Source organism: Roseateles sp. P5_D6 (genome assembly GCF_054049415.1).
The window spans coordinates 57,238-78,828 of sequence record NZ_JBFUMK010000001.1; the positions used below are offsets into that span (position 1 = coordinate 57,238).

General features: G+C 67.3%; 20 protein-coding genes. 9 read left to right on the forward strand and 11 right to left on the reverse strand.

Annotation, left to right across the window (positions count from 1 at the left end; translation table 11 throughout):
* Nucleotides 1-87 precede the first annotated feature (87 nt).
* Nucleotides 88-1,032 carry a bifunctional helix-turn-helix transcriptional regulator/GNAT family N-acetyltransferase gene (locus tag ACXJKM_RS00220; protein WP_457349502.1) on the reverse strand — a complete coding sequence of 315 codons (945 nt, stop codon included), beginning with the start codon at nucleotides 1,030-1,032 and terminating at the stop codon, nucleotides 88-90.
* Nucleotides 1,033-1,125: 93 nt separating this feature from the next.
* Between ACXJKM_RS00220 and ACXJKM_RS00225 the strand changes: the two genes are divergently transcribed.
* Complete coding sequence (locus ACXJKM_RS00225) at nucleotides 1,126-1,386, forward strand: hypothetical protein (protein WP_394326334.1); 261 nt, start codon at nucleotides 1,126-1,128, stop codon at nucleotides 1,384-1,386.
* Between the two features lie 2 nt (nucleotides 1,387-1,388).
* Here the strand turns inward: ACXJKM_RS00225 and ACXJKM_RS00230 are convergent, their stop codons facing one another.
* On the reverse strand, nucleotides 1,389-2,126 hold the full coding sequence (locus ACXJKM_RS00230) for a DUF481 domain-containing protein (RefSeq protein ID WP_457349504.1): 738 nt from the start codon (nucleotides 2,124-2,126) through the stop codon (nucleotides 1,389-1,391).
* 105 nt (nucleotides 2,127-2,231) lie between these two features.
* Here ACXJKM_RS00230 and ACXJKM_RS00235 point away from each other — a divergent pair, with 105 nt between their 5' ends.
* Nucleotides 2,232-4,619, forward strand: a complete 2,388-nt coding sequence (locus tag ACXJKM_RS00235; protein WP_457349505.1) for a UvrD-helicase domain-containing protein — start codon at nucleotides 2,232-2,234, stop codon at nucleotides 4,617-4,619.
* Nucleotides 4,620-4,763: 144 nt separating this feature from the next.
* Here ACXJKM_RS00235 and ACXJKM_RS00240 read toward each other — a convergent pair whose 3' ends face one another.
* Complete coding sequence (locus tag ACXJKM_RS00240; RefSeq protein ID WP_056198489.1) at nucleotides 4,764-5,576, reverse strand: class I SAM-dependent methyltransferase; 813 nt, start codon at nucleotides 5,574-5,576, stop codon at nucleotides 4,764-4,766.
* A 65-nt stretch (nucleotides 5,577-5,641) separates the two neighbouring features.
* Between ACXJKM_RS00240 and ACXJKM_RS00245 the strand changes: the two genes are divergently transcribed.
* The 3 genes from ACXJKM_RS00245 to ACXJKM_RS00255 all read left to right on the forward strand — a co-directional run bounded on the left by ACXJKM_RS00245 (nucleotide 5,642) and on the right by ACXJKM_RS00255 (nucleotide 7,430).
* Entirely contained in the window at nucleotides 5,642-6,064 is a 423-nt protein-coding gene (locus ACXJKM_RS00245) for a PaaI family thioesterase (protein ID WP_457349507.1), read from the forward strand.
* A gap of 171 nt (nucleotides 6,065-6,235) precedes the next feature.
* A complete protein-coding gene (locus ACXJKM_RS00250; protein WP_457349509.1) occupies nucleotides 6,236-6,790 on the forward strand; it encodes a hypothetical protein in 555 nt (184 codons plus the stop codon).
* Between the two features lie 235 nt (nucleotides 6,791-7,025).
* Nucleotides 7,026-7,430, forward strand: coding sequence for an HPF/RaiA family ribosome-associated protein (locus ACXJKM_RS00255; protein ID WP_056198479.1), 405 nt, complete (start codon nucleotides 7,026-7,028; stop codon nucleotides 7,428-7,430).
* A 72-nt stretch (nucleotides 7,431-7,502) separates the two neighbouring features.
* On the opposite strand, the gene ACXJKM_RS00260 is transcribed toward ACXJKM_RS00255, so the two are convergent.
* The 4 genes from ACXJKM_RS00260 to ACXJKM_RS00275 all read right to left on the reverse strand — a co-directional run bounded on the left by ACXJKM_RS00260 (nucleotide 7,503) and on the right by ACXJKM_RS00275 (nucleotide 11,745).
* Nucleotides 7,503-9,467 carry a PhoX family protein gene (locus tag ACXJKM_RS00260; protein ID WP_457349511.1) on the reverse strand — a complete coding sequence of 655 codons (1,965 nt, stop codon included), beginning with the start codon at nucleotides 9,465-9,467 and terminating at the stop codon, nucleotides 7,503-7,505.
* 127 nt (nucleotides 9,468-9,594) lie between these two features.
* Nucleotides 9,595-10,413: a BPSS1780 family membrane protein gene (locus ACXJKM_RS00265; protein ID WP_457349513.1), complete on the reverse strand. Its 819-nt coding sequence runs from the start codon at nucleotides 10,411-10,413 to the stop codon at nucleotides 9,595-9,597.
* A 2-nt stretch (nucleotides 10,414-10,415) separates the two neighbouring features.
* Entirely contained in the window at nucleotides 10,416-11,417 is a 1,002-nt protein-coding gene (locus tag ACXJKM_RS00270) for a homoserine kinase (RefSeq protein ID WP_457349515.1), read from the reverse strand.
* Between the two features lie 34 nt (nucleotides 11,418-11,451).
* The gene (locus ACXJKM_RS00275) at nucleotides 11,452-11,745 is read right to left on the reverse strand and encodes a hypothetical protein (RefSeq protein ID WP_056198468.1); all 294 of its coding nucleotides are present in this window, start codon (nucleotides 11,743-11,745) and stop codon (nucleotides 11,452-11,454) included.
* Between the two features lie 42 nt (nucleotides 11,746-11,787).
* Between ACXJKM_RS00275 and polA the strand changes: the two genes are divergently transcribed.
* The 4 genes from polA to ACXJKM_RS00295 all read left to right on the forward strand — a co-directional run bounded on the left by polA (nucleotide 11,788) and on the right by ACXJKM_RS00295 (nucleotide 16,458).
* Entirely contained in the window at nucleotides 11,788-14,562 is a 2,775-nt protein-coding gene (gene polA / locus ACXJKM_RS00280; protein ID WP_457349517.1) for a DNA polymerase I, read from the forward strand.
* An 82-nt stretch (nucleotides 14,563-14,644) separates the two neighbouring features.
* A complete protein-coding gene (locus ACXJKM_RS00285) occupies nucleotides 14,645-14,998 on the forward strand; it encodes a type II toxin-antitoxin system prevent-host-death family antitoxin (protein WP_457349519.1) in 354 nt (117 codons plus the stop codon).
* Between the two features lie 172 nt (nucleotides 14,999-15,170).
* Nucleotides 15,171-15,791, forward strand: coding sequence for an AAA family ATPase (locus ACXJKM_RS00290; protein WP_457349521.1), 621 nt, complete (start codon nucleotides 15,171-15,173; stop codon nucleotides 15,789-15,791).
* A gap of 34 nt (nucleotides 15,792-15,825) precedes the next feature.
* A complete protein-coding gene (locus ACXJKM_RS00295; RefSeq protein ID WP_056198459.1) occupies nucleotides 15,826-16,458 on the forward strand; it encodes a LuxR C-terminal-related transcriptional regulator in 633 nt (210 codons plus the stop codon).
* A 15-nt stretch (nucleotides 16,459-16,473) separates the two neighbouring features.
* Here the strand turns inward: ACXJKM_RS00295 and ACXJKM_RS00300 are convergent, their stop codons facing one another.
* The 4 genes from ACXJKM_RS00300 to xdhA form a co-directional block, all read right to left on the reverse strand.
* Nucleotides 16,474-17,049 carry a hypothetical protein gene (locus ACXJKM_RS00300; RefSeq protein WP_457349523.1) on the reverse strand — a complete coding sequence of 192 codons (576 nt, stop codon included), beginning with the start codon at nucleotides 17,047-17,049 and terminating at the stop codon, nucleotides 16,474-16,476.
* Nucleotides 17,050-17,209: 160 nt separating this feature from the next.
* Nucleotides 17,210-17,782 carry a peptidoglycan recognition protein family protein gene (locus ACXJKM_RS00305; protein WP_457349525.1) on the reverse strand — a complete coding sequence of 191 codons (573 nt, stop codon included), beginning with the start codon at nucleotides 17,780-17,782 and terminating at the stop codon, nucleotides 17,210-17,212.
* On the reverse strand, nucleotides 17,779-20,097 hold the full coding sequence (gene xdhB, locus ACXJKM_RS00310; protein ID WP_457349527.1) for a xanthine dehydrogenase molybdopterin binding subunit: 2,319 nt from the start codon (nucleotides 20,095-20,097) through the stop codon (nucleotides 17,779-17,781). Before xdhB ends, ACXJKM_RS00305 begins: the two co-directional genes overlap by 4 nt.
* Complete coding sequence (gene xdhA, locus ACXJKM_RS00315) at nucleotides 20,094-21,563, reverse strand: xanthine dehydrogenase small subunit (RefSeq protein WP_457349529.1); 1,470 nt, start codon at nucleotides 21,561-21,563, stop codon at nucleotides 20,094-20,096. Before xdhA ends, xdhB begins: the two co-directional genes overlap by 4 nt.
* Nucleotides 21,564-21,591: the final 28 nt, after the last annotated feature.

A 21,591-nucleotide genomic window follows, 5' to 3' on the forward strand; every position in this document is an offset into this window, starting at 1 on the left:
AATGCGCAGAACCGCACAGCGGCGGCGGAGGCCGCTGTCGGGAGCCCCGCAAGTGTGCAACGGCCCGCACAGGGCTGGTGCGAGGCGCTAGAGGGTCAGCTCCCAGCTCTCGCTGATGACGTCCTGGCCAAAGCTGTTCAAGGGCTCGCTGTGCGCCAGCCGGTAGCCCTCGGCCGCGTAGATGGCGCGGGCGGCGGTCAATGCGCTCTGCGTCCACAGCTCGATGCGCTTGTAGCCGGCGGCGCGGGCGAAGTCGCTGCACTGGCGAACCAGGCGCTTGCCCAGGCCGAGGCCCCGCGCATGGGGCTCCAGCAACAGCAGGCGCAGCTTGGCGACGCCGGGGCGCGGCTTGCCGATGGCCCCATCTTGAGATTCATCGCGTGCCTGCACGAGCATCACGCAGCCCAGGCGCTCGGTGCCGCGCGCGGCGATCCAGCAGGCCTCGCGTTGGGGCCGGAAGCGGTCGACGAAGTCGGCGCAGATGCGCGCCACCAATGCCTCGAAGCGCACGTCCAGGCCGTACTCGGCGGCGTAGAAAGCGCCATGCCGCTCGACGATCCAGCCCAGGTCGCCAGGCTGGGGGGAGCGCAGCTCAACGGCTGCCGTGGCATCGGGCTCCAGCACGGCCTGGATGCGCGACATCGAGCCCAGCAGCGCGTGGCGTTGTGTTGCGGACAACGGCGCGAGCATGGCCTGGGCCTTGGCCGTGCCCTCGCGGTCCAGCGGCACGAAGGCGCGCTTGCCGGCGGGGCTGAGCTTGAGCAGCGTCTGGCGGCCGTCGCTGGGATGGGCCTGGCTGGCCAGCAGGCCGCGGTTCTTCAATCCGCGCAGCAGCCGGCTCATATAGCCAGCGTCCAGCTGCAGGCTCTTGCTGAGCGCCGAGGCGCTGATCGGCGCGTGATGCGCCAGTTCCCACATCAGCCGGGCCTCCGGCAGCGTGAAGTCGCTGTCCAGCTTCGGCGCCAGCACGCCGATACGGCGCGTATAGAAGCGATTGAAGGCGCGGACGTCCAGGGCTTGATCGGCGGTCATGGGCCATCATCTTCAAAATACTTGCTTTTGGCAATCAATTGCCGAGCCGCTACGCTGCGGCCTTCAACGCAGACGGAGACGCGCTTGGGCATCGTGGTGTATTGGCTGGAAGGTGAGGGCGAAGAGGCGACCCCGGTCTGCCAGTTCTTCAGCAGCAAGGAGCTGACCCAGGCCCTGGCCTGGGCCGAGGACCGGCGCAGGGCAGGGCATCGCCACGTCAGCATCTCAACCGAGCTGGATGAAAGCGTGGGCCGGCCGGGCGTGGCCGCGGTCGAAGGCGGGCGAACGCCGGACGGCGAGACCTATGAATGGTCCAAGGCCGGGCGGGCCGGCAAGGTGCGCAAAGGCCGTTGAGGTCAAAACTTGTAGCCGAAGCCCACGGTCAGCAGGTTGTCCGTCTTCTTGGTGCCCGCGGGCACGTGGCCGGTGTAGCGGCTGGACAGGCCGGCGTTGAGCGTCCAGCCGGCGATGATCTGCGTGGCCAGCCCGGCGTCGAAGGTGGCGCGGTTGCCGAGGTCGCCGCCGCCGGGGTAGTAGACGAGGCGCTGCTTCAGCGTCGTCGTCTCGCTGATCTTGTGGCTGGACTCTTCGCCGAACAGCACTTGCGCGCCATTGGCCTCGCTGCCGTCCGTCAGGCGGGTGGCGGTGTAGCCGAGACCGCTGAAGACGTCCCAGCTGTTGGCATCGTCCTTCACCAGGTGGTAGCCCGCGCCGCCGTTGAGGCTGTAGCGGTCGCGCACGCCGCCGGCCTTGTTGGTTTCGCCTTCCGCGCCGCCAAAGGAGAACCACTGCGGGCCGAGGTTGAAGTCGTAGCGGCCGCCCAGGCGCAACAGGTCGGCGGTGGTGGTGTCGACGCCCGCGTTCTTGTTGCGGCCGTAGTTGGCGATGCCGTAGAGGCTGAGCTTGTCTTCGGCCGTCGCGACGCTGGCATCCGCATTGGCAGCCAATGTGCGGCTGCTGCTGTTGCCGCTGGCCATTGCGCCGGAGACGCTGAGCCCGCCGTGCCATTTGCCGTCGGGCGTGTCTTGGGCCAGCGTGGCCTGCGAGGCGAGGGTGAGGGCGATGGTGCCGAGGGCGAGAGTGAGACGTGGCATTCCGAAAGTGCTTTAGGGGAAAACCAGAAGTATCCCCAACGACCCCGCACGGTCAGCGGCGGGCGCCGGCCAGGCTGTAACGAGGGGCTTCCCTAGAATGCCGGGATGACTTCTTCCCCTGTCGACGCTGTGGTCGACGCTGCTTCCAGCCCCCTGCTGCGCAACCTCAACCCCGAACAACTCGCCGCAGTGACCGCGGCGCCGGAACCCGCGCTGATCCTGGCCGGTGCCGGCTCGGGCAAGACCCGTGTGCTGACGACCCGCATCGCCTGGCTGCTGCAGACCGGCCAGGTCAGCCCGGGCGGCATCATGGCCGTGACGTTCACGAACAAGGCCGCCAAGGAGATGCTGACGCGTCTCTCGACCATGCTGCCCTTCAATGTGCGCGGCATGTGGATAGGCACCTTCCACGGCCTGTGCAACCGCTTCCTGCGTGCGCACTGGAAGCTGGCCAATCTGCCCCAGGCCTTCCAGATCCTGGACGCCAGCGACACGACCTCGGCCGTCAAGCGTGTCATCAAGGCGATGAAGCTCGACGAGGAGCGCTTTGTGCCCAAGCAGGTCGGCTGGTTCATTGCCGGCCGCAAGGAAGACGCCCAGCGCCCCGGCGACGTGGAGCAGCGTGACGAGCAGACCAAGACCCTCGTCGAGATCTACGCCAACTACGAGGACCAGTGCCAGCGCGAGGGCGTGGTTGACTTCGCCGAGCTGATGCTGCGCAGCTATGAACTGCTGCGCGACAACGCCTCGGTGCGCGAGCACTATCAGCACCGCTTTCGCCACATCCTGGTCGACGAGTTCCAGGACACCAACAAGCTGCAGTACGCCTGGCTGAAGATGTTCGCGCCGCCGGGCTTGGACAACGGCCAGAGCATCCTGGCGGTGGGCGACGACGACCAGAGCATCTATGCCTTTCGCGGTGCCCGCGTCGGCAACATGGCCGATTTCGAACGCGAGTACCGCGTCAGACGAGTCATCAAGCTGGAGCAGAACTACCGCAGCTTCGGCCACATCCTGGACGCCGCCAACGAGCTGATCAGCCGCAACAGCCAGCGCCTGGGCAAGACGCTGCGCACCGACGCCGGCCTGGGCGACCCGATTCGCGTGCAGGAGTCGCCGAGCGACTTCGCCGAGGCGCAGTGGGTCATCGAGGAGATCCAGAGCCTGCACCGCGGCGGCATGGACCGGCAGGAGATTGCCATCCTCTACCGCAGCAATGCGCAGTCGCGGGTCATCGAGTCGGCGTTGTTCAACTCGGGCATCCCGTATCGCGTCTATGGCGGCCTGCGCTTCTTCGAGCGCGCCGAGGTCAAGCATGCGCTGGCCTATCTGCGCCTGCTGGAGAACCCGAGCGACGACACGAGCTTCCTGCGCGTCGTGAACTTCCCGACCCGCGGCATCGGCGCCAAGACGCTGGAGAACCTGCAGGACGCCGCCAAGGCCAGCGGCCGCAGCCTCTACCAGAGCGTGGGCGCCATCACCGGCAAGGGCGGCGCCAATCTGGTCGCCTTCACCAACCTGATCGACTCGACGCGCAACCTGACGCAAGGCATGACGCTGCGCGAGATCATCGAGCAGGTGCTGGAGACCTCGGGCCTGCTGGACTTCTACCGCACCGACAAGGACGGCGCCGAGCGGCTGGAGAACCTGGACGAACTGATCAACGCCGCCGAGGCCTTCGTCATGCAGGAGGGCTTCGGCAAGAACGCCGTCGGCCTGCCGGTGGACGAAGTGGCCCCAAGCGTGCAATCCACGGGCACGCCAGGCGCGGTACCCGATGCCGAGACCGGCGAGATCATGTCGCCGCTGGTCGCCTTTCTGACCCATGCCTCACTGGAGGCCGGTGACAACCAGGCCCAGGCCGGCCAGGACGCGGTGCAGCTGATGACGGTGCACTCGGCCAAGGGCCTGGAGTTCGACGCCGTCTTCATCACGGGCCTGGAAGAAGGGCTGTTCCCGCACGAGAACTCGATGTCCGACCATGACGGGTTGGAGGAAGAGCGCCGCCTCATGTACGTGGCCATCACGCGGGCGCGCAAGAAGCTGTCACTGAGTTTCTGCCAGACCCGCATGCTGCACGGACAGACGCGTTATCACATCAAGAGCCGATTCTTCGACGAGTTGCCCGAGGAAGCGCTGAAGTGGCTGACGCCGCGCAACCAGGGCTTCGGCTCGGGCTTTGCGCGCGAATACCAGCAGGCCTGGCAGCGGGGCTCGGGGCTCAAGGGCATGGTGGGTGCGGGCAATGTGCCCAATCGTGGAGAAAGGGCCGCCTGGGCGGAGCCGCCGGTGCCGGCCAGCATGAAGCAGAAGGTGTCCGAGGAGCACGGCGGCTTGCGCGTGGGCAAGGGCGTCTTCCACAACAAGTTCGGCGAAGGCGTGCTGCTGACGCTTGAAGGCTCGGGCACGGATGCACGGGCGCAGGTGAACTTCGGCCGGCACGGCACGAAGTGGCTGGCTCTTTCAGTTGCGAAGCTCACCCCGATTGAGTAGGCCCCTCGTCCAGCCGCACCCCGCTGAACGCGGGTGCGGCTGACCGGCCCCCCGAGGGGGCGGCGATGCTCGCGGCATCGAGCCGCGACCACATCGCCAGTGCGGGCCGGCTTGGGAGCGGCCCGGCGCTCGGCCCGAAAGTGTTCAATGCCCCACGATGACCACGTGGGCCTGCATGCGCGAGTCGATGGCGCCGACGCCGAAGCGGTCGGCGATGGCGCGGGCCGCGAGGGCCGTCATCTCGGGCAGGCGGCCCGGCGCGCGCTTCTCGATCTCGGCGCGCAACGGCGTGCCCTGGCAGAAGCCCAGGGCGGGCTGGGAAGGTGACTCCGCGCAGGCGCGCAGCGGCAGCGTGACGAAGTCCGCCTCGTGCTCGAAGCCAGCGTCGCTGAGCTCCTGGCGCAGCGCGTGGATGTCGTGGCAGCCGTGTGGCGCGCGCGCGAGGAAGCGCGGCGGGTCGTCCGGGAAGGCCTGGGCCAGGGCCTGCGTGATCGTCTCGGCCAGCTCGTTGCTGTCGAGGTGATCCCAGACGTTGAAGAGGAACACGCCGTCGGCCCTGAGCACGCGGCGGATCTCGGCAAAGGCGCGCGGCCGGTCGGCGAAGAGGCTGACGCCGAACTGGCAGGCGACGAGGTCGAAGCTCTCGTCGGCAAAGGGCAACTGCGCTGCATCGGCCAACCGCCACTCGACGGGCCTGTCTGTGCCACGGGTGGCAGCCATGTCCAGCATGGTGGCGTTGAGTTCGCTGGCCACAATGTCGACGTTGTCGGGCAGCTCGCCGACGAGATGGCGCGTCAGCACGCCGGTGCCTGCAGAGATCTCCAGCAACCGCCCCGGGCGCAACGCAGCTGCCCGCGCGGCCAGGTCCTCGGCATAGGGATCGAAGAGCATGGGCACCAGATAGTGCTCATGGAGTTGGGGGATGGAGCCAGTGAAGCCCCGGTCGGCGAGGTTCATGCGGGTCATTCTGGACGCGGTGCTAGGCTGGCGGCCGCTTCCCTCGCAATTGCTTGCAAAACGCCATGTCTGAACACCGCCCCTCACATGCGGAGCTGGTGGCCTTTCTGAAGGCCGAGTTCCCGCAGAACCGCTGCACGCTGGAGGAGGTGGACGAGGACGGCAGCGTCGTCGTCGCCCACCCAGTGGGCGAGCGCGAGCTGCGCCCCGGCAACACGGTGTCGGGCCCGGTCATGATGACCTTGGCCGACGTGGCCCTGTATCTGGGCATCCTGGCGCGCATCGGCATCGTGCCGTTGGCGGTGACGACCAACCTGTCCATCAACTTCCTGCGCAAGCCGCGCGCCGACCGGCGGGTGGTGGCGCGCTGCCGGCTGATGAAGCTGGGCAAGACGCTCGCGGTGGGCGAGGTGTGGATCTTCTCGGAGGGCGAGGACGAGCCGGTGGCTCATGCGACGGGCACCTACGCTATCCCGCGGGAGCGTTGAGAGCGCCGTTTTTGTTGGAAATGCAATGACCGTTTCGCGCGTCAACTTTTCGAGAAGATTTCCGATGGACCAAGCACTTGCAGCGACCGACAAAGGTTGTGTTGTGGCGCAGCTTGCCTGTCTAAGCGGCGCGGGCGGTCTCTCAAGAACGCGTTATGGCGCATTGAACCCATGATCCGTCTCCACCAGCGCATCCTTTACGCCTTGGCAGCGCTTGTTGGGGTACCGCTGTTGGCGCTGGCTTCATACGATCTGTTTGTGTTTCAGCCCTATCGCCCAGACATTGACAAGCTCATTGCACGGGCCAGCAGTTCAGAGAAAACGCCGCCCGAGACGTTGCGAAGAGTGCTCCATGTCAGCTATGAGGATCGCCTTGCTGGGCACGTTGCCAAGCAACTCCTTCTCGAACTAGATGCGGCATCTGCCAGCGAGAACAAGATTGGCTGGCACGCGACCAACGTGCTGTGGTGGTTGCTCTCCGAGGTTCACCTGTCAGAGGCTCAACGCACGACCCTGTTCCTGTCGCTCTCCTACATGGGCAACGACCAGCGCGGATTCGAGCGAGCGTCCCCAAGCATTGTTGGCGTCCCATTGGCTGAAGTCTCGGTTGACCAAGCTGCCACGCTTGTCACCGTCGGCAAGTCTCCGACAAGCTACTTGGCAAACCGGGAGAGATTGGCGCAGAGCGCGGGTCGCCTTGCCGAGCGAGCCAAGGATGCGCCATAACCAATCGCTCAACCCGACTCACGTCGGCAAGCCGCCGCTCGCGGCTCAGCTTCAACGTTCGGCGCCCGCTTGCTGGAGTTGACCGGCGTTGTCGCCCTGGGGCATACCCGCTTCTGGCCAGCAACTGCCGCCCACCACCTTCAGCGACCACGGAAGCCGCGCTGAAGCGCTCCACGGCACGCCGCTTGCCCCTTTTCTTTCAAGCGCGCGACTTCCGTACGCCGAAAGGAATGCAATGCAGGTGCAAATCGAGACCGACAACCACGTAGAGGGCCGTGAGAAGCTGATCGAGCATGTCGAGGGCGTGATCCGCGGCGCGGTCGACCACTACAAGGGCCAGGTGACGCATGTGGAGGCACATCTGGGCGACATGAACAGCGGTGAGAAATCGGGCCCCGACGACATGCGTTGCCTGCTGGAGGCGCGCGTGGTGGGGCTGAAAAACATCGCGGTCAAGCACCAGGCCGAAAGCATGCACCAGGCCATCGAGGGCGCGGCCGACAAGTTGACGAGGGCCCTCGAATCGGCGCTGGGCAAGCAGCAGGACCGCCAGCGGCGCCATGCGGGCACCGGTGAGCTGAGTGCCGACGTGGCCCGCGAGTTCGGCGAGGGCGTGCAGCCTGCGGCCGAGCCATGGTGATGCGATAGGCGCCGGGCGAAATGACCCACGAGAAAGGGCTGCTCACGCAGCCCTTCGGTCACACGCCGGCAATCAGCCGATCTTGGCCAGTTTGACGCTCGTGGCCGCTCCGGTCAGATAGCCCACCTGGGCACCGAAGCGATCCTTGTAGTTGGCGCGCACCAGCGGGTCCAGCGTGGCCTTGACGACGTTATGCAGCGGCACGCCCCAGTCGCCGGGGTGCTGGAAGTTGCTGGTGATGTAGGTCCAGCCGTTGAGGTCGTCCACCACGCCCAGGCCGGTCGCTTCGGCGCCCGAAGGCATTGACACGAGGCGGGTCAGCGTCTTGGTGTCGACGTTGTAGGCCCAGACGAAGTTGTTGACGTGGTAGCTGCTGTCCTCGCCGATGAAGAGGGTGCGCAGCTTCTCCGAGAACTTCAGGTTGTCCGGCGCGCCGATCTTGTCGGGGTTGGCAAGGTTGCCCAGCGCATCCGCCGTGGCGAGGTCTTCGCCGATGAGCAGGGCCTTGGTCAGTGACGGCACCCAGTCGCTGGTGATGGCACCGCCTGCCGTGTCCTTCTGGCCCGTGCTCAGCGTGTGGGCCAGCACGCCACCGGCGTTCAGCGCCTTGTCGATGGTGATGTTGGCGGCCTCGTTCCAGGCGGCGTTGCCGCGCACCATGGAGCTCTGCATGTTCTGCAGCGCCGAGTAGGCGACCTTGTCCTTGGCGTTGACGGTGGTGCCTTCCATCTTGGTGAAAGCCATCGAGCCGCCCTTGAGCGCGGCGTAGCGGTGGGTTTCAAGGAAGGCGGCGGCCTTGTCCATGCCGGCCTTCACGCGCACCCACTGCACCTTGCCGCCGAGCCAGATCTTGGTGAAGCTGGCGTCCAGCGGGTCGGTGGTGGCCACGTCCATGATGTCGGTGGCCTTGAGCGTGTCGGCCAAGGCCTTGATCTCGGCGCTGGTGGCCGAGCCGAGCTTGATCCAGCTGATGGGCGCGCCGGCGGCGGCCGTGTCCAGCGAGAAGCCGGCGCCGAACTTGGCCACAAACAGCGAGCCGGCGGAGAGGTCCTTCTCCTTGTCGGCCACGAACATGAAGAAGCCGCCATTGGTCGCGTCGTCGCCCATGATGGCGGTGCGGTTGTCGGGCATGACCTGGATCAGCTCATGCGAGATGCGGCCCAGGCAGTAGTGCTTCTTGATGGTGCCGCTGCCGTCGGGGTTGACGGTGACCTCCGGCAGGTGGCCGTAGTGGTAGGGGTTGGCCTGGGTCTCGCTGCCGAACAGGTTCTTGCTGTAGGCCTTGAACTGCGCGTTGCTGGCGATGGTGAAGGCGTCGGGCTCGTACTCCTCGCTGGACAGATGAGTGCCCCAGGGCGACAGGCTGGCGCCGCAGGTGATCCACAGGCCCATGGCCGGTGCGGTGTCCACGTTGTGGTACTTCACAAGCGACAGCTTGCCTGTGGCCGGGTCCTGGTCCAGCGTCAGCACGGCGATGGGCGAGGGCAGCTTGCCGTACATGTCGGTCTTGCCGTCCTGCGCCCAGGTCGTGTATTCGAACTGCACGACGGCAAACACGGCGTTGCCCTTGATGCCGGCAACGCTGGCGTTGTCGAGCTTGAGCAGCGACGTGCCGTCGGGCGAATCGCTGAAGAACTGGCGGTTCTTGTCGGCCACCGTCGTGTCGATGATGGGCTTGCCGGCGAAGTCGACATAGCCGCCGGCCAGCAGGGTGCCGCCCTTGCCGTCAGGGACGAGGTCGCCCGTCGTGAAGAAGGGGGCATACGACAGCGAGAAGCCCTGAGTGCTGTCGTCGCTGAACTTGACCATCAGCGTCGAGTTGACGAGGGTCTTGGCCATGTCGGCCGGGGTGGCGAGGCTGGGGGCGGCCATCGCGACGAAGCTGGCGGACGCGAAGCTGGGAGCGGGCGTGTTGTTGTCATCGCTGCCACCGCCGCAGCCGGTCAACAGGCCGGCGACAGCGGTTCCACCGAGGGGGAGCATCAGGGGGACGCCCATGTACTTCAGGGCGTGGCGACGATTCAGGGTCTGGGACATTTGGCGGCTGCTGTTCAGGGACTGCACAGCCAGGCCCGCACACGCCGTGCGCCGGCCTGGCACGAGCCGCGCAATGTAGGGAGCTTGCATGTCGGCCGCGTGAAAACGCGGCCGGCCCAGCGAGGGGTCAGCCCTTCGAGTCGTCGAGCAGGTTCGGCGGCGCGCCGAACATGAAGCAGTCGACAAAGCTGAAGTACAGCGAGGCGTAGAACACCGCCGCCAGCACCAGGAAGCAGGCCACCGAGGCCACCGGCGCGAACTGCAGCAGGCCGAACAGGCCGAAGACCACGCTGATGACGCCGCTGCAGGCAAACATCAGCGCCGCCCACAGCAGGGCGTTCAGCGCGAAAGCGCCCTTGTTGCGCCACAGCGCCAGCGTGCTGGAGAACAGCGACTGGGCGGCGCTCTGCCCACCCCAATGCACCAGGGCCGGTGCATGCCAGTAGGGGATCGACAGTGCGGTCATGCCGACCGCGCGGACCATGAAGCCCCAGATCAGCCGCGGGTCGGCCGCGATGGCGGCGATCGCGTCGGCGTTCGCGTCGCGCTTCATCAACTCCATCAGCTCGTGGGTGACCTCGCCGTCGATCTGGTCGGCCAGCAGCAGGATCAGCAGCATGACCAGCGCAAAGCCCGCGCACAGCACGAACTGGTGGCGGCGCCGTTCAGGCGTCAGCCGGAAGGGGGCGATGAAGACGTCCACATGGGGCATCTTGCGCTGCAGCGCCAGGTGCGTGGCCAGCATGAAGCCCAGCGAACAGACCGGAATGGCCATCAGGCCCAGCATGGGGCCGACGAAGGGCAGCGCGCTCAGCAGCATGGAAACCAGCAGCGCCAGGCCGAGCAGGCCCGAGAAGGCCAGTGGCTGGCGCCTGAAGATCTTGAAACCATGGCGTATCCAGAGCCGCCCGTTGCCGGCCGGCACCTGCTGCAAGTGCAGTTGCATCGTCATTCGCCGACCCCGCCGTGCAGTGCGTGCCAGGGCTTGGCGATGCGCTCGCGCAGCACGCGCTCGAAGTGGCGTGGGTCGTGGGCCTTGAGCAGCGAGGCCTCACGCGGCAAGTGCAGGTCAAAGAGGCGTGACACCCAAAAGCGCAGTGCCGCCGCGCGCAGCAGGGCCGGCAGCAAGCGATGCTCGGCACCGGACAACGGCCGCTCGCTCTCGTAGGCGGCGACGAACACGGCGGCGCGCTCCTCGATGAGGCGGCCGTCGGTCAGGTCGATGCACCAGTCGTTCAGGCAGACGGCGAGGTCGAACAGCCAGGTGTCGACGCCGGCGAAGTAGAAGTCGAAGAAGCCCGTCAGGCGCTCGCGGCCAGGGCCTTCGCCGGGCTCGAACATGACGTTGTCGCGGAACAGGTCGGCGTGGATGGGGCCGCGCGCGAGCTGGGCGTAGTCCTGCGACGCGGCGAGCTGTTCCTGGTAGGCCAGCTCGCTTTGCAGCAGCTCGGCTTCAGGGCCGCTCAGAAAGGGCAGGAGCTGCGGCACCACCTCGCGCCACCAGGCCAGGCCGCGCAGATTGGGCTGGTGCAGCGGGAAATCCTGGGCCGCCAGGTGCATGCGTGCCAGCGTGGCACCCACCTGGCTGCAGTGGAAGGCGTCAGGCGCCAGTTGGTGGCCGCCATGCAGACGGTCGACGATGGCCGCGGGCTTGCCCGCCACCTCGAAGAGGATCTCGCCGGCGGCGTCCGCGTGCGGTTCAGGGACCGGCACGCCGCGCTGGGCCAGGTGCTGCATCAGGCGCAGGTAGAAGGGCAGTTGCTCGGCCGTCAGGCGCTCGAACAGCGTCAGGACATAGTGGCCACTTTGATTGGCATCCTGGCAATCGACGAAGTAGTTCGTGTTCTCGATGCCCGCGCCGATGCCGCGCAGCGAGCTGAGTTGCCCGAGGGCGAGATGGTCTAGCAGGGCTTGCGCCTGCGCCGGGCTGACTTCGGTGAAAACGGCCATGGGTCCAGAAAGCGACCCCGAGGGCCGCTTGCGATCAGAATTTGAGAACTCGCCAGACCCGCGCGCCCGAGCCGCTCTTGGGCATGCCCGTGCCCGTGCCGCCGGCCGATTCGCGGCCGGCGTCGTTGACGACGATTTCGTAGTCCGGGGCCTTGGTCAGCTTGTTCTTGACCGTGACCTTCTTGGCCTCGCCGCGCACCTTCAGCTCCTCGATGCGGACCTGGTCGTCCTCGGCCACGGTGCGCTCGACCTTGGGTTCTGGCGGCGGGTCAGCGAGGGCGCCGCCACACAGGGCAGCGAGCAGCAGGGGTACGGCAAGGCGCAACATGCTGCCGATTCTAGGTGGCGGGCTGCCGGACAATCCGTCGCCATGAGTAAACCCATCCTGCTGCTGGTCGACGGCTCCAGCTATCTGTATCGCGCCTTCCATGCCATGCCCGACCTGCGCGGCCCCGAGGGCCAGCCCACCGGGGCGGTGCGTGGCATGGTGGCCATGCTGAAAAAACTGCAGAGCGACATCGGCGCGGCCCACGCCGTCTGCGTGTTCGATGCGCCGGGCAAGACCTTCCGCGACGACTGGTATCCCGAATACAAGGCCCAACGCTCGCCCATGCCGCCTGAGCTGCGCGCGCAGATCGAGCCCATCCACGAGGTCGTCAAGCTGCTGGGCTGGCCCACGCTGACGGTGCCGAACGTGGAGGCCGACGACGTCATCGGCACGCTGTGCTGCATTGCGGCCCAGGAGGGCCATCGCGTCATCGTGTCGACCGGCGACAAGGACCTGGCCCAGCTGGTCAACGCCGACGTCGAGCTCATCAACACGATGAGCAACGAGAGACTGGACGAGGCCGGCGTGCTGGAGAAGTTCGGCGTGCCGCCCAATCGCATCATCGACTACCTGACGCTGATGGGCGACACCGTGGACAACGTGCCTGGCGTGACCGGCGTCGGCCCCAAGACCGCGGCGAAGTGGGTGTCCGAATACGGCTCGCTGGACGGCGTCATCGCCGCTGCGCCCACGGTCAAGGGCAAGGCCGGCGAGAACCTGCGCGCCGCGCTGGACTGGCTGCCCATGGGTCGCAAGCTGGTCACCGTGAAGCTGGATTGCGAGCTCGCCGAGCATGTGCCGGGCTGGCCCAAGCTGGAGGAGCTGGCTTTCCGCGAGCCGGACAAGGCGCGTTTGGGGGAGTTCTACGTGCGCAACGGCTTCAAGGCCTGGCTGGAGGAACTGACCGGCACCGCGGTGGTGGCCAAGCCCAAGGCGACGCCGGTGGCCAACCCGGGCCTGTTCGACGAGCCGGAACCGCCCGCCAGCGCGGCCGCCACCACTGGCGATATGGCCCGCCAGTACGAAACCATCCTGAGTTTCGAGCAGCTGGAAGCCTGGCTCATCCGCCTGCACGCCGCGCCGCTGTGCGCGCTGGACACCGAAACCGACTCGCTGGACCCGATGGCCGCGCGCATCGTCGGCATCTCCTTCGCCGACAAGCCCGGCGAGGCGGCCTACATCCCGCTGGCCCACAGCGGCCCGGACGCGCCCGAGCAGCTGCCGCTGGACGCCGTGCTGGCGCGGCTCAAGCCCTGGCTGGAGGATGCGTCGGCCAAGAAGATCGGCCAGAACTTGAAGTACGACCGCCATGTGTTGCTCAACCATGGCATCGCGCTTGCGGGCGTGCAGCACGACACGCTGCTGCAGAGCTATGTGCTGGAAGCTCACAAGACCCACAACCTGGAAGCGCTCGCCGAGCGCCACCTGGGCCGCAAGGGCCTGAGCTACGAGGACCTGTGCGGCAAGGGCGCGCACCAGATCCCGTTCGCGCAGGTCGACGTGGCCAAGGCCACGACCTACTCAGGTGAAGACTCCGAGATGTGCCTGCACCTGCACAGCGTGCTGTGGCCGCAGATCGAGGCCGACGCTGGCATGACGCACATCTACCGCGACATCGAGATGCCCACGGCCGACCTGCTCGCGCGGGTGGAGCGCAACGGCGTGCTGATCGATTCAGAACGGCTGAAGCTGCAAAGCCATGAGATCGGCCAACGCCTGGTGCTGCTGGAGCAGCAGTGCTACGAGATCGCCGGCCAGCCCTTCAACATCGGCTCACCGAAGCAGATCGGCGACATCCTGTTCACCAAGCTGGGCCTGCCGGTCGTGAAGAAGACCGCCACCGGCGCGCCATCCACCGACGAAGAGGTATTGACCGAACTCGCCGCCGACTTTCCGCTGCCGGCCAAGATCCTCGAATACCGCGGCCTGTCCAAGCTCAAGAGCACCTACACCGACAAGCTGCCGCTGCAGATCAACGCCCACACCGGCCGCGTGCACACCAACTACGCCCAGGCCGTGGCCGTGACCGGGCGGCTGTCCAGCAACGAGCCCAATCTGCAGAACATTCCCATCCGTACGGCGGAAGGCCGGCGAGTGCGCGAGGCCTTCGTCGCGCCCGAGGGCTTCCGCATCGTCAGCGCCGACTATTCCCAGATCGAGTTGCGCATCATGGCCCACATCAGCGAGGACCCGGGGCTGCTGCGCGCCTTCCAGGAAGGGCAGGACGTGCACAAGGCGACGGCCAGCGAGGTGTTCGGCGTCGCGCTGGGCGAGGTCTCCAGCGAGCAGCGTCGCTATGCCAAGACCATCAACTTCGGTCTCATCTACGGCATGGGCGCCTTCGGCCTGGCCTCGGCGCTGGGCATCGAGCAGAAAGCGGCCAAGGACTACATCGAGCGCTATTTCACCCGCTTTGCCGGCGTCAAGAAGTACATGGACGAGACCAAGGCGAGCGCAGCCGAACTCGGCTATGTGTCGACGCTGTTCGGCCGGCGCATCTACCTGCCCGAGATCCGCGGCGGCAATGGCCCGCGCCGCGCCGGTGCCGAGCGCCAGGCCATCAACGCGCCCATGCAGGGCACGGCGGCCGACCTGATCAAGCTGGCCATGCTGGCCGTGCAGGCGGAACTGGACAGTGCCGGCAAGCAGTCCAGGATCATCATGCAGGTGCACGACGAACTGGTTTTCGAGGTGCCCGAGGTCGAACTGGACTGGATGCGCACCGAGGTGCCGCGCCTGATGGCCGGTGTGGCCGAGTTCAAGGTGCCGCTGCTGGCCGAGGTGGGTGTTGGCGCGAACTGGGAAGAAGCGCACTGATTTTCGGCCTCCCGCAATCCCCTAAATTTCCTATTTTTCCCAAAATAGGCAAAATGCGGCCATGCCAGTCGGGAGCCTCATCATGTCTGCAGTCCTCGAACAAGCCCTGGCCGACCAGCTGCCCAGCGTGTCGGCCACCCAGCTCGTGGCGGGTATCCAGAAAGTCGGCCGCACGGTCGCGGCCCATGGCGCGGTGCTGATCACCAAGCATGACCAGCCCGCCTTCGTGCTGATGTCGGTCGAGCGCTACCGCGAAATGCAGCGTGCCGCCGAGCCCGATCTGGGTGCATTAGGCGGCGAGTTCGACGCGATGCTGGCGCGCATGCAGGACCAGGGCGAAGCGCTGGCCGATGCCTTCGCGATGACGCCCGAGGCCATCGGCGCCGTGGCCGCGAAGGCCGCCAAGCCGCGCAAACCCGTTCGCAAGGCCGCCTGAATGAGACGGCCCCTCGCCCAGTTTGGCCTCGCGGGACGCGGGCCAACCTGGTCGGTCCCCCGCGGGGACGGCGATGCTTGCCGGATTGACCGGCAAGCACATCGCCTGACGGGCCGGCTTGGGAGCGGCCCGGCGCTCGGCCCGGTGCCTGTGTCCGGAACGGACTGCTGAATTGCCGGCACGCCTCTACGTGCTCGCTGGCGTCAATGGCGCTGGCAAGAGTTCCCTCGGCGGCGCGGCCATCCAGGCCAGCGGGGCCGAGTTCTTCAATCCCGACATCGCCGCCGCGCGCTTGCGTGAGCAGCAGCCCAATCTTTCTGCAGAGCAGGCCAACGGCCTGGCGTGGACGTTGGGCCGCCACGGTGTGGAGAAGGCGCTGGCCGAAAGCCTGACCTATGCCTTCGAGACGACGCTGGGCGGCACCAGCATGACCCAGTTGCTGCTGGACGGCGCACGGGGTGGTGCCCAGGTGCATGTCTGGTACGCCGGCCTTGCCACGCCTGAACTGCACCTGCGCCGCATCCAGGCACGCGTGGCCGCGGGTGGGCACGACATTCCCGAGGCCAAGGTGCGCGAGCGCTTTGACGCCAGCCGCGGCAATCTCGTCAAGCTGATGCCTCACCTGGCCAGCCTGCGCCTTTATGACAACAGCTTCGAGGCCGACCCGCGCGCCGGCCGCCGGCCCCAGCCCGTGCTGCTGTTGCAGATGCAGTTGGGCCGGGTCGTTGCCCATGCACCGCTGCGCAGCGTGCCCGCCTGGGCCAAACCCCTGCTCGCCGCGGCCCTGCGTTGAATATCATGCCGCCGCGGTTCAACGAGGAGGGGTGATGAAGGTTTTGCTGGTCGATGCTTTTCCGATGGTGCGCGCCGCGCTCACCGGCCTGATCGAGCAGCATTTCGCCGGGGCGCAGGTGCAGGGCGTGGACACTGTTGCCGCCGCGCGCGACGCGCTGGGCCAGGCCATCCCCCGGCTCGTGCTGCTGGACCTGCGCATCGATGGTGGCTTCGAGCTGCTGCAGCAGATCCACGGCGAGCACCTGCTGCTGCCGGTCGTCGTCATCTCCGGCAGCGACGACACCGAGGAGGCCCTGCAGGCTCTGGGTGCCGGCGCCATGGGCTATGTGCCCGAGCGCAGCGACCTGAATACCTTGGTCCAGGCACTGCACCTGGTGCTGGCCGGTGGCACCTATGTGCCGCCGCTCAAGCGTGCGGCTGAACCCGTTGCAGCCACACCGGCCTCGGCTGGCCCCGCGCCAGGCGACTGGGCGGAGCTGCCGCTGACGCCGCGCCAGAAGCATGTGCTGCATCTGCTCACGCAAGGCCTGTCCAACAAGCTGATCGCCCGCGAGCTGGGTGTCAGCGTGGACACCGTGAAGGACCATGTGGCCGCGGTGCTGAGGGCGCTGGGCGTGAACTCGCGCACCCAGGCGGTGGTGGTCGCGACGCAACGCGCGCGTTGACGATGGACGCCGCGGTCAGCGGTATATCACCAGCGCTCCGGTCCGATCAGCGATTCGTGGCGAGAAACCCCGGTCGATCAGGACACAGGCCGCAGCGTCGCGATAGGCCCGGGGGCGGTCTGCAGGCGAGCCGTCGAGCAAGCTCTGAAGCGTTCCCCAGCCGCCGAATCCTGTTGCAAGTTCAGCGTCGCTGTAGGGCGCCAATCGTTGCCGCATCACTTCAAGGTCGGCGTCGGCGTAGCTGATGACCAGGTTGGCCAGGGCCTCCGGCTTGGTGAATTCGAAACGCCGCTCTTTGTTGGTCAGTGCGAGCCTTAGCGTTTCCGCGTGTGAGCCGACCGGCAGGCTGTGCTCAAGTCCCAAGGCGCCGAGAAGAGAGTAGGCGTTGATGCAGCGCGTGTGAACCTCCGACGTCCGTTTGTCCACCACCGTGACCTGCACATACGGCGGCGAACTGGAAATGACGATGGTGTCGGCGTTGCCTGCGACCACGCCGTAAGCCGCGTTGAAACTTTCTTGCGATTGACGCAGGGGCGACGCGGTGCTGCAGCCTGCCGCCAGCAGTGCAGCGGTCAAAAGCAATGGTTTCATGACGTCGTCCTCTCCCGTTTCGGCATTTTGTGCACCGATTGAAGCACGCCCCAGCGGCGCCGCCCCGTCAGCGCACGTCGCATGTGCTGCACCTGCTGACGGCACGCGACGTCAGCTCGCGCACTCAGCCGTCGTGGCGGCCACGCAGAAAACCCGCTGATCAGAGGCGCTTGCCCACCTCGGCCTTGAACCAGCCGGATTCCAGGTAGGCATACAGATTCTTGCCCGGGCAGACGGTCTGCCGGCTGTAGTCCTTGTGGCTGGCGATGGCGTCCAGGCCGAGATGATGCTGGCGCGCCAGCCACGCGGTCAGCTCGACGGCGGCGTTGAGCTGGGCCGGCGTGGGCTGCTGCTCCTCGAAGTTGCCCACCAGCATGACGAGGGCGTGGCCGCGCGGGTCGTATTCGGTGTTGGTGTCGCCGGCCTGGGCCAGCGGCCGCGCCGCGTAGATGCGGCCGTTGGGTGCGATGACGTAGTGATAGGGAATGTCCGCCCAGCGCTTGGTCAGGCGCGACCACTGCTGCAGCCGGCGCAAGTAGGCCTCGACGTCGGCGCCGTCCTTCCAGATCTCGCCCTGGTGGTGGATCGTGATGCGCGTGATCTGCTGCGGCGCTGCCGTGGATGTGGCTGCACTGCCGCCCCAGCTGTCGACGCTGACGATGTCGGGCGCCGGCGGTGCAGTGGCGCAACTGCCGAGCGCCAGCAGGACGGTGAGGGCGGCGACGAGCTTCAACGGACGGCGTCGATCGCGTTGAGCACCGCCTCGGCCGTGGCCGGCGCGCGCAGCGGCGGATCGCAATTCTCCGGGCCGCAGGCGGCGCAGGCGTCCTTGATGGCCAGCAGGGCCGCAAAACCCAGCAGCAGCGGCGGCTCGCCGACGGCCTTGCTGCGGTGGATGGTTTCGCTGGCATTGGCCACGCCGAACAGCTCCACACGCAGTTCCGGCGGGCAATCGTTGGCGGTCGGGATCTTGTAGGTGCTGGGCGCGTGCGTGGTCAGCAAACCCGTCGTGGGGTGCCAGACGAGTTCTTCCGTCGTCAGCCAGCCCATGCCCTGGATGAAGCCGCCCTCGATCTGGCCGATGTCGATGGCCGGGTTCAGGCTGGTACCGACGTCGTGCAGGATGTCGGCGTGCGTGATGCGGCTTTCGCCGGTCAGTGTGTCCACCAGCGCCTCACAGACGGCGCCGCCCCAGGCGTAGTAATAGAAAGGGTGGCCCTGCAGCTTGCTGCGGTCCCAGTGCAGGCCGGGCGTGGCGTAGAAGCCGTCGCTCCACAGCTGCACGCGCTTCAGGTAGGCCGCGGCGACGAGTTCGCCAAAGGGCAGGCTTTGGCCACCGCCGCTGACCTGGCCGCCATCAAAGGCGACCAGCTCGGCGGCGCAGCCAAAGCGCTCGGCGGCGAAGGCGGCCAGCCGCCCCTTGATCTTGCGCGCGGCATCCTGCGCGGCCTTGCCGTTCAGGTCGCTGCCGGTGGATGCGGCCGTGGCGGAGGTGTTGGCGACCTTGCTCGTGTCGGTGGCCGAGCAGCGCACGCTGGCCAACGGCAGGCCCAACTCATGCGCGACGACCTGGGCCACCTTGGTGTTCAGGCCCTGGCCCATTTCCGTGCCGCCGTGGTTCACCAGCACCGAGCCGTCGGTGTAGACATGCACCAGTGCGCCGGCCTGGTTCAGGTGGGCCACGTTGAAAGAGATGCCGAACTTGACCGGCGTGAAGGCCAGCCCCTTTTTCAGCACCGTGCTGGCCGCGTTGAAGGCGGCGATCTCGGCGCGGCGTTCGGCGTAGCGGCTGCTGGCAAGCAACTGCGCCGTCAGCGGTTGGGCGTGCAGTTCCTCGACCCGCTGGCCGTACGGCGTCATGTCCTGGCCGGCGGTGTAGAAGTTGCGCTGGCGCACCTCGGCCGGGTCCAATCCGAGCTGGCGGGCGACACCGTCCAGGATCATCTCGATGGCAATGGCACCCTGCGGTCCGCCAAAGCCGCGGAAGGCCGTGTTGCTCTGCGTGTTGGTCTTGGCGCAGTAGCCATGCATCGCAACATGCGGCAGCCAATAGGCGTTGTCGAAATGGCAGAGCGCGCGGGCCATCACGGGGGCGGAAAGGTCGGCGCTGTGCCCGGCGTTGGCGATCAGGTCGATGTCGACGGCAAGGATGCGGCCGTCAGCGTCGAAGCCGACATCCCATCGGTAGTCGAAGCCATGACGGCGTCCCGTGACGAGGAAATCGTCGTCGCGGTCCACGCGGAGCTTCACGGGTTTCTTCAGCTTCAGCGCAGCGATGGACGCGACGCAGGCGAAGAGAGCGGATTGGCTCTCCTTGCCGCCAAAGCCGCCACCCATGCGCCGGCATTGCACGACGACACGATGCGCATGCCAGCCCAGGCAATGCGCCACGAGCTGCTGCATCTCGCTCGGGTGTTGGGTCGAGCAGTGCACGAGCAAGGCGTCGCCGCCCTCCTGCGGCACGGCCAGGCTGATCTGGCCCTCCAGATAGAACTGCTCCTGGCCGCCCAGGCTCCAGCTTCCCTGCAGCCGGTGCGGTGCGCTGGCGAGCTGTTCGGCCGGCTCGCCGCGCGTCAGGTGCGCAGGCGCCAGCACGTACTGGCCGGCGGCATGCGCTTGCAGTGCCGTCAGCAGCGGCGGCAGCGGCTCGGCCTGGATGACCTGTCTGGCCAGCCCCGCCGCGCGGCGCGCCAGTTCGCGGTGGGTCGCGATGACGGCGAACACCGGCTGGCCCACATAGCGCAGCTCGTCCGCCGCCAGGATGGGGTCGTCATGCAGCAGCGGCCCGCAGTTGTTCTCACCGGCAATATCGGCTGCGCTGAGCACGGCGACGACGCCGGGCATCTGCCGGACGCGCTCCAGGTCGACGCTCAGCAGCTTGCCGTGCGCGATCGGCGACAGGCCCAGCGCCGCGTGCAGCGTGCCGGCGGGCTCGGGCAGGTCGTCGATGTAGGGCGCGGCGCCGCTGACGTGCAGATGCGCCGACTCGTGCGGCAGCGACTTGCCGACGACGGGCTGTGCGAGGTACAGGGTTTCGGGCTTGTTCATGCCAGCACCTCTTGCATGGACGGCCAGACGCCGACAGGCACAGCGCCGACGGTTTCCAGCCACAGCTTGATGAAAAGGTTCTGCGCCACCTTGAGCCGGTAGTCAGCGCTGGCGCGCATGTCGGTCATGGGCTTGAAGTCCTGCGGCAGCGCGGCGGCTGCAGCCTTGGCAGTGGCTTCGCTCCAGGGCTGGCCGACGACGGCGGCTTCCGCCGCGGCGGCGCGCTTGACGATGGCGGCCATGCCACCGAACGCGAAGCGCGCCTCCTGCACGGCGCCGGCATCCAGCCTGATCGCCAGCACGGCGCAGACGGCCGAGATGTCGCTGTCATGGCGCTTGGCGATCTTGTGCGCGCTGAAGCGCCAGTCGGGCGAGGGCAGGGGGACATGCAGTGCCTCGACGAATTCGCCGGGCTGCAGGTCCTTCTTCATGTAGTCGAGATAGAAGTCCTGCAGTTTGAGGCGGCGCTGCTGCGAGCCGCGGCGCAGGATGATGTCGGCGCCCAGGGCGATCAGGGCCGGCGCACCGTCGCCGATGGGCGAGCCATTGGCGATGTTGCCGCCCAGCGTGCCGGCATGGCGCACCGGCGGCGACGCGAAGCGCAGCCACAGCTCGCGCAGGCGGGGCACGGCGGTGGTCAGCGCGGCCCAGCTGTCTTCCAGCGAAGCGGCGGCACCGATCCACAGGCCGGTACCGTCGTTGCGGATCTCGCGCAGCGCCGCGACACGGCCGGTGTAGATGACGTCCCCCAGGTCGCGGAACTGCTTGTTCACCCACAGGCCCACGTCGGTCGACCCGGCCAGCAGCGTCGCCTGCGGATAGGTCTCGCGCAGCAGGGCCAGGTCGTGGATGCTTTGCGGTGCATGGAAGCGGGCGCCGGCGTGGCCATAGTCCAGCGGCTCGTCGGCGGCCAGGGTCTGCAGAGCCTCAGCGATGGGCGCACGGTCCAGGCAGCGGGCGGGCGCGTCGAACATCTGTTCGCCGGCATCCAGGATGGGCCGGTAGCCCGTGCAGCGGCAGAGGTTGCCGGCCAGCGCATCGGCCAGTTGCTGGCGGGTGGGCTTGGTGCCGGCGGCTTGGTGGGTTTCATAACAAGCCGTCAGGCTCATGACGAAGCCGGGGGTGCAGAAGCCGCACTGGGAGCCATGGCAGTCCACCATGGCCTGCTGGGCGGGGTTGAGCCGCTGCGGGCCGCCCAGGTCTTCCACCGTCAGCAGCGCGCGGCCGTCGAGCGTCGGCAGGAACTGGGTGCAGGCGTTGACGTTGCGCAGTTCCAGCTGGCCGTCGGCACCCAGCTCGCCCTGGATGACGGTGCAGGCGCCGCAGTCGCCCTCGGCACAGCCTTCCTTGGTGCCGGTACAGCCGGCATGCTCGCGCAGGTATTGCAGCACGGTGGTCGTCGGAGGCAGGTTCTGGACCTCGACGACCTCGCCGCGGTGGAAAAAACGGATGGGTCGGGTATTCATGCTGGCCTCGATTGTCGAGCGTTGCCTC

Bases quoted from the DNA above. Each gene is read 5' to 3' on its own strand.
- ACXJKM_RS00220 (WP_457349502.1), bottom strand. From the start codon at position 1,032: ATGACCGCCGATCAAGCCCTGGACGTCCGCGCCTTCAATCGCTTCTAT.
- ACXJKM_RS00230 (WP_457349504.1), bottom strand. From the start codon at position 2,126: ATGCCACGTCTCACTCTCGCCCTCGGCACCATCGCCCTCACCCTCGCC.
- ACXJKM_RS00235 (WP_457349505.1), top strand. From the start codon at position 2,232: ATGACTTCTTCCCCTGTCGACGCTGTGGTCGACGCTGCTTCCAGCCCC.
- ACXJKM_RS00240 (WP_056198489.1), bottom strand. From the start codon at position 5,576: ATGAACCTCGCCGACCGGGGCTTCACTGGCTCCATCCCCCAACTCCAT.
- ACXJKM_RS00245 (WP_457349507.1), top strand. From the start codon at position 5,642: ATGTCTGAACACCGCCCCTCACATGCGGAGCTGGTGGCCTTTCTGAAG.
- ACXJKM_RS00250 (WP_457349509.1), top strand. From the start codon at position 6,236: ATGATCCGTCTCCACCAGCGCATCCTTTACGCCTTGGCAGCGCTTGTT.
- ACXJKM_RS00255 (WP_056198479.1), top strand. From the start codon at position 7,026: ATGCAGGTGCAAATCGAGACCGACAACCACGTAGAGGGCCGTGAGAAG.
- ACXJKM_RS00260 (WP_457349511.1), bottom strand. From the start codon at position 9,467: ATGTCCCAGACCCTGAATCGTCGCCACGCCCTGAAGTACATGGGCGTC.
- ACXJKM_RS00265 (WP_457349513.1), bottom strand. From the start codon at position 10,413: ATGCAACTGCACTTGCAGCAGGTGCCGGCCGGCAACGGGCGGCTCTGG.
- ACXJKM_RS00270 (WP_457349515.1), bottom strand. From the start codon at position 11,417: ATGGCCGTTTTCACCGAAGTCAGCCCGGCGCAGGCGCAAGCCCTGCTA.
- ACXJKM_RS00275 (WP_056198468.1), bottom strand. From the start codon at position 11,745: ATGTTGCGCCTTGCCGTACCCCTGCTGCTCGCTGCCCTGTGTGGCGGC.
- polA (WP_457349517.1), top strand. From the start codon at position 11,788: ATGAGTAAACCCATCCTGCTGCTGGTCGACGGCTCCAGCTATCTGTAT.
- ACXJKM_RS00285 (WP_457349519.1), top strand. From the start codon at position 14,645: ATGTCTGCAGTCCTCGAACAAGCCCTGGCCGACCAGCTGCCCAGCGTG.
- ACXJKM_RS00295 (WP_056198459.1), top strand. From the start codon at position 15,826: ATGAAGGTTTTGCTGGTCGATGCTTTTCCGATGGTGCGCGCCGCGCTC.
- ACXJKM_RS00300 (WP_457349523.1), bottom strand. From the start codon at position 17,049: ATGAAACCATTGCTTTTGACCGCTGCACTGCTGGCGGCAGGCTGCAGC.
- xdhB (WP_457349527.1), bottom strand. From the start codon at position 20,097: ATGAACAAGCCCGAAACCCTGTACCTCGCACAGCCCGTCGTCGGCAAG.
- xdhA (WP_457349529.1), bottom strand. From the start codon at position 21,563: ATGAATACCCGACCCATCCGTTTTTTCCACCGCGGCGAGGTCGTCGAG.